We start from the raw sequence: 12,358 nt of genomic DNA, 5'->3' as shown, positions 1-12,358 counted from the left end.
ACAAAAAGAACAGTTTATCCAAGTATAACCCCGACTTTTTTTATCTTTGCATCATCGAACATCATAATCCTTATCCCAATGGCGGCAAATAACCAGAAAAACACCCGAATACTACTATTCCTCCTCCTGTGTATCAGGATAACACTGACGGTGGACGCCAATGACTTCCTGTTTACATCGATCAACACGGCACAAGGATTGAGCGACAACCAGATACGCTACATACTCCAACTCCCCGACGGAAGAATGGTATTCACCACCAACGGGAATGTCAATCTGTATGACGGCGTACATTTCAGCTACCTTCACCGCACGGCAGAAGACATTTCCCCGCTGAAACAGTATGAAGGATGTTACCGCATCTATCAATGCGGAGATTCACTCCTATGGATTAAAGATTATCATAAACTGATGTGCATCGATCTCCATCAAGAAAAATACATACCTCACCTTGACTCCTATTTCCGGGGAAAAGAGATACACGAACCGGTAGAAGACCTTTTCGTCGACAATTCGGGACGTATCTGGCTACTTACTTCTCAGGAGTTGCGGGAACTGGAAACGGGCATCCGCCTCGCCCTGCCGGAAAATGAGCATCGAAAGCTACAGGACATACATTCGGATGAACTTGCGGTTTACCTATTCTATCATACCGGCGAAGTCGTTTGCTACGACCCGAAAGCCGGAAAGCAGTTGTATGACAGAGCTGCTTATCCCGCCTCGGAACAGGAGGACTTCAACCGTACTTCTCTCGTTGTCAAAAGCCAAAAAGGATTCTACCAGTTACGCAACGGCCGCAAAGGAGGATTCTTCTACTTTAATCCCCAAAACCGGACATGGGAGAAGCTGTTCGAACAGAACTACACGCTCAACACCCTGATCATCACTCCACAGGGCGATAAAGCTTATATCAGTTGTGTTCACGGTTTCTGGATCATCGACCTCGAAAGCAGGGAACAGCAATACATCCCCGTACTGGAAACAAAGAAAGGACAGCTCGTTTCGACCGAAGTCAGCACCATCTTTCAGGATGCCCAGGGCGGTTTATGGGTCGGCACACTCAATCGGGGATTACTCTATCATCATCCTGCCACACACAAACTGATTCACGTCAGCCGCACTGCTTTCCCCGCATCACCGGAAGAGGATGTCGCTGTCAAAGCCTTTGCAGAAGATGATAACGGCAATATCTATCTGAAAAGCCATTCCACAATCTATCAGTTAGCTGTCGATCAGGACGGTTCACGGACTCTGCTGCCTGTACCAGCCTCATCGGTCTCTGCAGAATTGGCAAAGGAATTAGATCAAAGAGGTGGAAACAAATATTACAGAGGGCAATCATACACCGCCCTATGCACCGACACACGGGGCTGGACATGGGCAGGGACAGCCGACGGACTGGAACTCTTCACCGATCAAGAGCAAACACCGGATAGCAAACCGACCACACAAACAGCAGATAATCAATCCGCCTCACCTAATAAACAAGCCCACCGCATTTTCTATCGTGAAAACGGACTGAGCAATAACTTCGTACAATCAATCATCGAAGACAGAAACAACTATATCTGGGTAACTACCAGCAATGGCATCTCACGTATCCATATCAATCCGGAGAATCAGGAAATCGGCTTTACCAACTTCAATCAACTGGACGGGGCTTTAGAAGAGGAATATATACAGGGAGCTATCTTTGAGTCTTCGGACGGTACACTCTATTTCGGAGGCATCGACGGCTTTACCATTTTCCGTCCCGACCATGAATCCGCCACTCCGGGCCTGCCTTACAAACCGGTTTTCACCAACTTACATCTCTACGGTGAAAAAGTAAACACAGGAGAAAAGTACGGAAACCGCATCATCCTGCCGCAAGCCGCCCCTTACACAAAGGAGCTAGAACTGGACTATAACCAGAACTTTCTGACCTTCGAATGTTCGGCACTGAACTACGTGAACAGCGAACGCACCTACTACCGCTACCAACTGGAAGGCATCGACCAACAATGGATGAACGCTTTTGCCAGCGGACAAGGGAATGCAACAGTCGGCAACGGCATCCTGCAGGCATCCTATACCAATCTACCGCCGGGAGAATACACATTCAAAGTCGCTGCATCCGACAACCTGTTACAATGGAACGATAACATCACAAAGATACACGTCACTATCCACGCTCCCTGGTGGAAAACGACTACCGCCTACGTTCTGTATACGGTTTTCGTGTTACTGATTGTCTTAGCAAGCATCCGCCTCTATATCTATCAGACCAAGAAAAAGATGAAACAGCAACATAAAGAAGAAATCCTGCTGCTCCGCATCCGCAACCTGATAGAGCAATGCAACAGCTATGAAGCCGAACAGAAAGCCCGTTCGGAGAAGAAAAGCCACCCTTCCGTCTGCGACAGGAACGAAACGGCAGATGATAATGAAAAGCCAAACGGCATAGAACCGGACAGTGCAGAGTCCAACCGTACTGTACAAAATATCCCCGAACCGGACAGTGCAGAATCCGCCTTCCTGGTACAAGCGATAGAACTGGTAGAAAAGAACCTCGACGTCAACGGCTACTCCGTAGAGCAACTAAGCCGTGACCTCTGCATGGAACGCACCGGACTCTACCGCAAGCTGGTGACTTTGCTCGACCAGTCCCCCAGCCTCTTTATCCGCAACATCCGTCTCCAACGGGCAGCGCAACTACTTGCCGAAGGCAAACTGAGCGTAACCGAAATAGCGGAACGTACCGGCTTCAGCAGTTCCAGCTACCTAAGCAAATGTTTTCAAGAAATGTATGGATGCCGTCCCTCGGAATATACAGAGAAAGCGAAGAGAATGGGACAAGAAGAGAACAGAGCAAAAGCAGGGCAAGCAGAGAACGAGAAGCCACATGAGAAAGCAAAAGAAGAAAAGGAAATGAAGAAATCAACCTGATTGTTGTTTGTTTCAACATAGCTATTGTCCGCAAAATGTCCTTCCATCCTACCTTTGCCGTATCATAAAGCACTTAAAGAAACCATGAAAATGAATCTAAGAAAAACAGGCATCCTGTTGGCATGGGCCATGATCATTGCCGCAAACGGTACGGCACAAAACGTACAACGTACTTCCCAAGGCATCAAGTATGCAGCACAAGGGATGAACGTCAGTGTAGAATTTTATTCGCCTTCCATCGTCCGGGTATATAAGACGCCCGGTGAGACAGCTTCCGACAAAGAAAGCCTCGTTGTCATCAAAGCACCGGAACAAACCCCGGTTTCCTTCGGTGAAAACGGGAAAAATGTAACATTGAGCAGTCAGATGATACAAGTGGAAGTGAACCCCGAAACAGGCGGCATCTACTTCTTCGACAAGCTAGGGCAACGGCTGCTGACCGACAAAGACTACGGAACACAGTTTACCCCTTTCAATGACGCGGGCGTCCCCTCCTACAATGTCCGTCAGGCTTTTCTGCTGGATAAGGACGAAGTAATCTACGGTCTGGGCCAACAGCAGACCGGCAAAGTGAACCAACGCAATCAGAAACTCTTTCTCCGCAACCAGAACATGAGTATCTGTATCCCCTTCATCCACTCCATCAAAGGCTATGCCCTCTACTGGGACAATTACTCCCCTACCACCTTCCTCGACAATCCGCAGGAAACCTCCTTCGACTCGGAAGTAGGCGACTGTGCCGACTACTACTTCATCTACGGCGGCAACGCCGACGGAGTCATAGCCGGAGTACGCGACCTGACCGGACAAGCCCCGTTGTATCCTCTCTGGACACTGGGCTTCTGGCAATGCCGCGAACGCTACAAAAGTCCGGACGAACTGTGCGAAGTCGTAGACAAATACCGGGAGCTGAAAGTTCCTCTGGATGGAATCATCCAAGACTGGCAATACTGGGGCTGCAACGAGAACTGGAACTCCATGAAATTCCAGAATCCCCGCTACATCAACAAGATGGGTGACCCGGAATACATGAAATTCCTCCCGAACGGAGAAGACAAGAATGCCGACTACGGCACTCCCCGCATCAAAAGCCCCAAAGAAATGATCGACTACGTGCACAAGCAGAACGCCCACATCATGATCTCCGTATGGGCCTCCTTCGGTCCGTGGACAGAAATGTATCAGAAGATGGACAGTCTGAAAGCACTGCTCCATTTCGAAACGTGGCCGCCCAAAGCCGGAGTCAAACCTTACGACCCGTATAATCCGGCAGCACGGGACATCTACTGGGAAGCGATGAAAAAGAACATCTTCGACCTCGGCATGGACGCCTGGTGGCTCGACTCCACCGAACCGGACCACATGGATATCAAAGACCAGGACTTCAACACGCAGACTTATCTGGGTTCTTTCCGCAGGGTACACAACGCCTTCCCCTTAATGTCCAACAAAGGCGTATACGAACACCAACGCGCCACTACTTCCGACAAGCGCGTATTCCTGCTTACCCGTTCCTCCTTCCTCGGACAGCAACGGTATGCTTCCCATTCATGGAGCGGAGACGTAACTTCCGAATGGTCCGTCATGCGCAAGCAACTAGCGGCAGGACTGAACTATGCGTTATGCGGCATCCCGTACTGGAACACAGACCTAGGTGGCTTCTTCGCATGGAGATATAACAATAACGTAAACAACATCGCCTATCATGAACTGCACGTCCGCTGGTATCAGTGGGGAGTATTCCAGCCGATCATGCGTTCGCACAATTCCAGTCCGGTAGCCGTAGAAATCTACCAGTTCGGCAAGAAAGGCGACTGGTCATACGATGCACTGGAGAAATACACTCACTTACGTTACCGCCTGCTGCCATACATCTACAGCACTTCCTGGGAAGTGACCAGCAAAGCAGGCAGCATCATGCGCCCGCTCATGATGGACTTCCCGAAAGACAAGAAAGTGCTCGATATGGACACCGAATATATGTTCGGACGCAACTTCCTGGTTCGCCCGGTGACGGATTCATTGTACACATGGCAAGACAAGAAGCAAAACGGTCATCAGAAAGACATGAGCAAAATCGGAAAGACCGATGTTTACCTTCCCCAAGGTGCCCGCTGGATCGACTTCTGGACCGGACAAACACTGGAAGGCGGACAGACCCTGCAACGTGAAGTTCCGATCGACATTATGCCGATCTACGTCCGTGCCGGCTCTATTCTCCCCTGGGGTCCCGCCGTGCAATACTCTACGGAAAAGAAATGGGACAATCTGACCATCCGTATCTATCCGGGAGCGAACGCGGAATTTACCCTTTACGAAGATGAGTTCGACAACTACAATTACGAAAAGGGAGCTTACTCTACCATTACCTTGAAATGGAACGACCAAGACCGTACACTGACCATCGACGACCGGAAAGGCAGCTATAAAGGAATGCTGAAAAGCCGCAAATTCAACCTCATAGTTGTAGAACCGGGAAAAGGCTGTGGCGACGGAGACGCAACCACCTTTGACAAATCCATCTCCTATAGAGGTAAGAAAGTGATTGCCAAGCTATAAACTGACGATAATCAGATAACTAACACGAGTTCGATATGGCCCAACTTGTTGGATTATATCGAACTCGTACCATAGTAATAACATGCTTTTCTATTGTCACTTATCACCTTTGAAGGATAATAAACTGATTATCAGCAATCATTTGGTGATAATAAGGGGTGATAATAGGGTGACAATAGCCATATATCACACATTTTATTGTCACCTTTCCCCATCCTACCACATATTACCTATTACTTATGATTCAATGCCTATTACTTATTACTTGTTACTTATTACTTATTACGTTCCCCTATATTCGGCCCCTGACCCTATACAACAAATACCATATACTACCGGTATCTTTCACTTATAGTGCCTTTATTCTTCCATTAAGACGCCGATATTGTTAGTTGTTCACGGCCGTGGCAAGAATTGATCACAACCGTGAGCAATGCTCTTCACGGATGTGATCAGACCTGTTCACGGCCGTGAACAACTAAAGATATCGGCGTCTTATTCCTACTTTCCCTATAGGAAAAAGCAAAGATGCAAGAGGTTAAAGAGAACTTTAGTACTATCTTACGGCTGATTACACTATAGACAGCAAACGAACCACCCGTTCGGTGAAAGATGAAAACCATCTTTTCTATTATGAAGAAGAAAAGAGAAGGTACAAAAGTCAATAATACCTAAACCTGGGCTGACTAAAAAGTCGATTCTATCTCGAATCTCCTCCTTCGGGAAGGAGGAGTGGTCGAAGACCGAGGTGGTAGGAGAAATAATGTTTGTTCCTATTTCTTTGTAAATGATAGGATTATGTATTCACCTACCACCTCCCCAAAATAAACTAACCCCTATTGAAAACCAGTTTATTGTTTATAGTTTATAGTTTCTTATTTCACCTTTTGTGTCTTCAAGCGGATGACCGTGAACGAATAAGCAGGCAATTCCTGCTTAAAGCTGGTTCCTGCCTCTATCGTATCCGTCACCGGAAGCGGAGTCGCCTCGGGTGCACCTGCCAGTACAGTCCGCGTAGCGGAAGACTGGATACCATCCATTCCCGGCAACCGGACATCGGTCTCTATGCTGACGGGCAACAGATTGACTAACTTCACAATCACATCCCCCGTCTTACTGTCACGAACGATGGAAGAACCAACACGGAGTTTTACGCGACTGTCCTGATTATCAAGGTTTACCTGTGAAGGGATGTAATGGTCGCCTGCGTGCTGACCGTAGAGTTTCTGCACATAGTAACCCGTTGTCGGTCTTACTTCCCGATTGTTGAAGTAGATCAAGTCCGGATTCCACTGCGTCCGTCCGTCTTTTGCCAGCAGAGGAGCATAAGAAGTCATGTGCACTACGTCTCCATTCCGTTCCAAAGCAGCCAGATAAAGCGCTTCGGTCAAAGCAGTTTCCATATTCGCTCTGCGTCCGGAGATATGAGTGGCATATTCGCCCAGATATACTTTCGTTTTTTTAGAGCGGTCGTACTTGTCATAGAAGTCCTGATTGTGCAGGAACCATCCCGGAGACTGATAATAATGTTCGTCTACCATCGGAACACCGAGTTTGTCCGCCAGTTTCCAGCCTTCCACATAGTCTGTTCCCTCATTGAAAGGGCCTACCGTACCGACAACGATCATCTCCGGATACTTCTCTTTGATAGCAAGGTATATCATCGTGAAACGTTCTTCGAAGACATCGGTGATCAAGTCTTCATTGCCGATGCCGATATATTTCAGATTGAAAGGCTTCGGATGACCGGATTCGGCACGTATCTTGCCCCATTTGGTCTTCCTTGCATCACCGTTCGCCCATTCTATCAGGTCGAGAATATCCTGAATGTAAGCACCCATTTCACTCATCGGGATACCGCCTTGCTGACCGCCCCTCAAATCGCCATGACAGGCGGAGTTCTGACAAGGAACACCTGCCGCCAGTACCGGAAGCGGTTCCGCACCTATGTCTTCGCAGAACTGGAAGTATTCATAATAACCCAGTCCCATGCTCTGGTGATATCCCCAAAGGTTACGGGCAGGTTTACGGGCTTCCAGCGGTCCGATAGTATTTTTCCATTGATAGATGTTCTTCAAACCGTCTCCATGAGCCACGCAGCCTCCGGGGAAACGGACAAAGCGCGGGTGCATATCGGCAAGTGTCTGTGCAAGGTCGGGACGCAAACCGTTCTTTCTGCCTTTGAATGTATTCTGCGGGAAGAGAGAAATCATATCCAGTTCAATTTCACCTGCCGATTGCGGGCGAAGTTCCAGACGGGTATCGGCGGACGTTTTCGCTGTCAGCACTGCTTTATACGTTTTCCACGAACGGGAAGAGACGGTAACTGTCGTTTCACCCTGTACGGTGCCGTCGGCATCTACGAGGCGTACCAGTAGTTTTCCGGACTTGCTGCCTTCCGGGATACGGGCAAACAAGGAGAAATCATATTTCTCGCCTGCTTTAAGGGCGATTCCGTCAAAACCGGTGTTGGTCAGAGCGGCTCCCGGCTGGTTCGTCTTCAAGACGGCATAATGCGGATTGTTCGGATGGATAGGATCCGAAGTCGATATGGTAAAGGTGGCGTTTTCTCCTTCCAGCTTCCATGAATGGGTGCTGTTCCAGTTCTTGTCCCCTTCACGGTCGGACGGGTCGTATTCGAAGTCCCGGTTCTGGATCAGTTCGGCATACAGGCCGCCGTCGGCGGAGTAGTTGATGTCTTCGAAGAAGATACCCATCAATAAATCGCTGATTTCTTTTGTTTCTTCCGGTTGTGCTGTGACGGTGGCTTTGATCGGTTTCAGTCCGGCAAAGCGTTCTTTATCTTGTACAGGGCGTTCGCCATACAGGGAGTTACGGTATTGGTTCCGTTCGTACGTCCGGGTCAGTCCGTCCACTACCGACCAGGGCACTTGGCTGACGGTTCCCGTTTCTTCGTGTCCGGCAATCTTTGCTTTGACTCTTGTTCCTTCAAAATCGGAAGTCGTACGGGGATATTGCTGGGCTTCCCAGTAGATCAGGTCTTTTGATCTGGCCTGACCGTATCCGTCGTGGTCGTTCAACTTCCAGATACAGAGCCATTCTCCGCCGGGAAGTTGTTTCAGATTCGGGTCGAGCATCTTCTTCTGCGATCCCCAACGGCCGTAATCGCAACGAAGATAGCCGTAGTTTTGTCCTATTTCAAACCAATGTTTCCCGTCCATGCTCCATGCAAAGCGGAGTCCGCTACGGCCGTCGTCACCTCGGGTGGCGTAAGCAAAAAGGGATACTGAATCGGGAGTAGCAGTCGTTTCATGCATTGCGGCAAATGCGGCCGGCTGCAACGATAGTAGTAATACACTAAATAGTAGAAGTAAATGTTTCATGGTATAAATTATAATATAAGATCTCTGCAAAAAAGAGTACGTATTCACTAAAAAAGGTCTGATACTCTGTTATTTCCTGTTTTCCCAATGACTTCTCAGTTTGGCGGCTTCTTCTTTTGTCAAATGGATCACCGCGCCGTGTTTGGGCGACGAGAAATTAGTCGTCTTCATCACTCCTTCGTTGAAACGTCCCAGGTTCTTGAAATTCACGAAGTCGGAAGTTTCGATGAAAGCGAAGTTATGGGGGTTGATGCCGTAGACGTCATACATCAATACCCATTTGTCTTCTCCGATACGCTTCCAGAGGTTGGGAGCTTCGCAGGCCCTAGGTTCGAAGTCGTACCAGCGAGGGTCATATTCGTAATCACCGTTGATGCGGTCTGATACGGCCTGTTTGATTCCGGCGCCTCCGTCGTGCGAAACGTAGAACATACGATACCGGTCGCCTACCTTGGTGATGTCGCCGTCGATAGCCGATATTTTCTCGTTGGGATACTCGAAGAGGATTTGCGGGAGTGTCTCTATCCGGTCGAAGTCATCGTTGACATAGACATAGTACAGTTTGTTCGCCTCGTTCTTGAAACGCATGGTGAAGTAAATCATCAGTTTACCTTTCTTGTCATCATAAGTCACTTCGGGCGCCCATACGCAGCCGATTTCACCCAAGCCTGCCGATAACAGGTCGAAACGGGCATTGGTACGTTTCCAGTTGATCAGGTCCCACGATTTCATCAGTACGAGTCCGCGGTTGTTTCCCCAGCCGTATTCTTTTCCGTCACGTTCCCATTCGGTATCACGGAAGCCGTCTTTCTGCGCATAGATGTGCAGGTCGGTCATGGAAAGGTAGAAAGCTCCGTCCGGACCGCGGAAGATGTGCGGGTCACGGATGCCTTTTTGCAGGGCGATGGTATCTCCGGCGATCACCGGTTTGCCATCGTTCAAGGCCGTAAATGTATATCCGTCGTCACTGACGGCCATGTAAAGGCTGTGCGTTTCGTCTTTATGGAAGACCATCAAGTAAGCCCCCATCTCCTTTTCCTGCGGGATGGCGTTGCGGTAACGAAACTGACGGAAGCCGGCGCTGCCTTTTCCGGAGGAGAGCAGTCCGATGCGTAAAGCGTAGAAGCCGCCGTAGTTGTTATGGTGCAACTGAGATACATCCATGTTTTCTACCAGCGTAGTCCATTCCTTACCGTCCTTGCTGACTGCCAGCCGGACACTGTTTCCCTGATTCTGTATTTTGGCGAAGAAGCGTTTGCCCAACTTGTTAGGGAGGGTAAAGCTGTTTTCCGCGTTTCTGTAGATAGTGAAGTCCTTTCCGTCGGACACGACTCCAAAGTAGGCCTTTTCGCTGTAATATAGAAGAAGTCCGGCTGTGTTACCCTTGCCTACGTTGACTTCCACCTGTGTTTCGTAATTCTTGTCTTCGGCGGTGGTCAGCAGTAGGCGGGCATCGGAAGGGGTACTTCCTTTCGCATCCATCCATAAAGTCTGTTTCTTGAAGCTGAGCGACTGAGGGGCATATTCTTTCCAGAAAGTCCATTGGAGTCCCGGTTCCGGTCCTGCGAAATCATCCGAGAGGTTGAGTCCGTGTTTAATGGACGAATCGGTCTTGATGGGAGTGGCGGTGGATTTGGTTCGATACCATCCGTCGGCGGTCCATTCAATCGGTTCGATGAGGGTGGAGCGTCCCAGGGTGTGATAGCCTTTGGCATAGGCATGATATACGACCCACCAGTTGCCGTTCACATCATCAATCAGTGTGCCGTGCCCTTTCGACCACCAGTTGTCATGGGCGCTATAGGTATGCACTACCGGATTATAGGGAGAATTTTCCCACGGTCCGGTGACACTCTTCGAACGGGCAGCAACTGCCATGTGGCTTGTTGCCGGGCCGGCTGTTCCTCCCTGCGCGGAAGTCAGGTAATAATAACCGTTATGGTAATTCAGCTTCGGCGATTCCAGACACATACATTCTGTTTCCCAATGGTTGGGATATCGCCAGCCTTCGTACACTTTCTGTTTTTGGCCGATGGTGGCCAGTCCGTCGTCCGTCAGTCGGATGACTTCTCCTTTGTCGACATATAAATATCTGTTCCCCTCCTGATCGGCTATGTGTCCGGGGTCAATGCCACTCACTTTCAAGTCGATGGGTTTGCTCCACGGGCCCTTGATGTCATTTGCCCAGATCACCCAGTTTGTTCCTTTGGCCGGATAATAGATGTAGTATTTTCCTTTGTACTTCAATAAGTCGGGCGCCATTGCAGAGCCTTCGTATTCGGGCATTACGCGGCAAACGGGTTCCCAGTTCATCAAGTCACGGGAGTGCCATATGAGGAATCCGGGAGCGTAGTAAAAAGGAGAATGAGTCATGTAATAATCCTCACCATCGCGCATGACAGAAGGGTCCGGGTAGTCACCCGACAAAATGACTTTCGGGTATTCTTGCGAATAGGCCTGTACTGTTGCACAGACAAGCAAAATGAACAACAGGAGTTTTTTCATGGTATTTATTTATGGGCTATTATAACCTGATGATGGTGCATCTGATGGCTTTACATCTTATCGGGTTTGCCGTAGGCCTTGTACAAGCGTTTCAGCTCCTTGTAGGTTATCGGCATTACGGTGCCGTGGCGCGGATGGAAGTTCATGCTAATGGCATTGTCTATGACTTTGAAATTCTCCAAATCGGTGCTTTCCGTAAACTGATACTTGCCTTTCATATATACATCGTACATCAGGATGTACTTGTCCGTACCTATCAGCGGGAAGATGCCGGCACCTTCTACAGCTTCTTTCGTCTGTTGCTTATAATCTTCCGATTCTTTCCATTGTCCGGAGGTCAGGGAGGCGGTGGTTGCTTTTTTAATTCCATTGCCGTCTCCTTCCGTTTTATAGAACAGGTGGTAAAGTCCGTCTTTGTAAATGATGTCTCCGTCAATACAGGACTTGCCATTCTTCGGGAGGAACAAAGTTTTGGGTTCTCCTTCTATATCGGTGAAATCTTTGTTGGCGTATGCGTAATAAATAATGTCCGGGCCGTTGCCATGCTGCATTGACCAGTAGACCATGTATTTCTTCGCTTCTTTATCATAAATAGTTTGCGGTGCCCATACCCGTTTCAAATCTTCCTGGTTCGGGTATTTCTTCTGGATGTTCACGATGTTGGAGGTCCAGTTGACGAGATCTTTCGATTTCAACAGTACCATGGCACGGTTAGAACTCCATCCGTTGCCGGAGACCATGTCGGTTACGACCATGTAGAATGTCTTTCCGTCTTCACAACGAAGGATGTGCGGGTCACGCACTCCACCCGTAGAACTGATTTCACGGGAATCAATGACCGGCTGGTTTCCGTTCAATGCATAGTAGTTGTATCCATCGGGGCTGACAGCCATCCGGATGGCTTCCTCACTCATCCTGTTTCCGGTGAAATAGACAAACAGGTAGGCAGACTGCTGGCTGTATCCTGTCAGCACTCCTACTAAAAGGAGTGCCAGAAGTAAAGTATATTTTTTCATATTCAT

Annotated in this window: 5 protein-coding genes; 2 read left to right on the top strand and 3 right to left on the bottom strand. The window is 48.8% G+C overall.

Annotated features, from left to right (window positions below):
• The first annotated feature begins 78 nt into the window (after positions 1-78).
• Both DW640_RS14490 and DW640_RS14485 read left to right on the top strand, forming a co-directional pair.
• The gene (locus tag DW640_RS14490) at positions 79-2,928 is read left to right on the top strand and encodes a two-component regulator propeller domain-containing protein (RefSeq protein ID WP_233525444.1); all 2,850 of its coding nucleotides are present in this window, start codon (positions 79-81) and stop codon (positions 2,926-2,928) included.
• Positions 2,929-3,012: 84 nt separating this feature from the next.
• Positions 3,013-5,487 (top strand): glycoside hydrolase family 31 protein, encoded by a 2,475-nt coding sequence (locus tag DW640_RS14485; protein WP_080979824.1) that lies wholly within the window; start codon positions 3,013-3,015, stop codon positions 5,485-5,487.
• A gap of 875 nt (positions 5,488-6,362) precedes the next feature.
• On the opposite strand, the gene DW640_RS14470 is transcribed toward DW640_RS14485, so the two are convergent.
• The 3 genes from DW640_RS14470 to DW640_RS14460 all read right to left on the bottom strand — a co-directional run bounded on the left by DW640_RS14470 (position 6,363) and on the right by DW640_RS14460 (position 12,358).
• Positions 6,363-8,831 (bottom strand): alpha-L-arabinofuranosidase C-terminal domain-containing protein, encoded by a 2,469-nt coding sequence (locus tag DW640_RS14470; protein ID WP_117578574.1) that lies wholly within the window; start codon positions 8,829-8,831, stop codon positions 6,363-6,365.
• A 69-nt stretch (positions 8,832-8,900) separates the two neighbouring features.
• Positions 8,901-11,336 carry a family 43 glycosylhydrolase gene (locus tag DW640_RS14465; protein ID WP_117578572.1) on the bottom strand — a complete coding sequence of 812 codons (2,436 nt, stop codon included), beginning with the start codon at positions 11,334-11,336 and terminating at the stop codon, positions 8,901-8,903.
• Between the two features lie 50 nt (positions 11,337-11,386).
• Positions 11,387-12,358 (bottom strand): glycoside hydrolase family 43 protein, encoded by a 972-nt coding sequence (locus DW640_RS14460; RefSeq protein ID WP_117578570.1) that lies wholly within the window; start codon positions 12,356-12,358, stop codon positions 11,387-11,389.

This window comes from Bacteroides sp. AM23-12 (assembly GCF_003434395.1).
Classification (GTDB): domain Bacteria; phylum Bacteroidota; class Bacteroidia; order Bacteroidales; family Bacteroidaceae; genus Bacteroides; species Bacteroides thetaiotaomicron.
Note: the sequence above shows the minus strand (reverse complement) of the source record. Positions and strands in the feature narration are given on the sequence as shown.

What these genes read in the sequence shown, in the direction of transcription:
- DW640_RS14490 (WP_233525444.1), top strand. Translation starts at nt 79, where the DNA reads ATGGCGGCAAATAACCAGAAAAACACCCGAATACTACTATTCCTCCTC.
- DW640_RS14470 (WP_117578574.1), bottom strand. Translation starts at nt 8,831, where the DNA reads ATGAAACATTTACTTCTACTATTTAGTGTATTACTACTATCGTTGCAG.
- DW640_RS14460 (WP_117578570.1), bottom strand. Translation starts at nt 12,358, where the DNA reads ATGAATATGAAAAAATATACTTTACTTCTGGCACTCCTTTTAGTAGGA.
- DW640_RS14485 (WP_080979824.1), top strand. Translation starts at nt 3,013, where the DNA reads ATGAAAATGAATCTAAGAAAAACAGGCATCCTGTTGGCATGGGCCATG.
- DW640_RS14465 (WP_117578572.1), bottom strand. Translation starts at nt 11,336, where the DNA reads ATGAAAAAACTCCTGTTGTTCATTTTGCTTGTCTGTGCAACAGTACAG.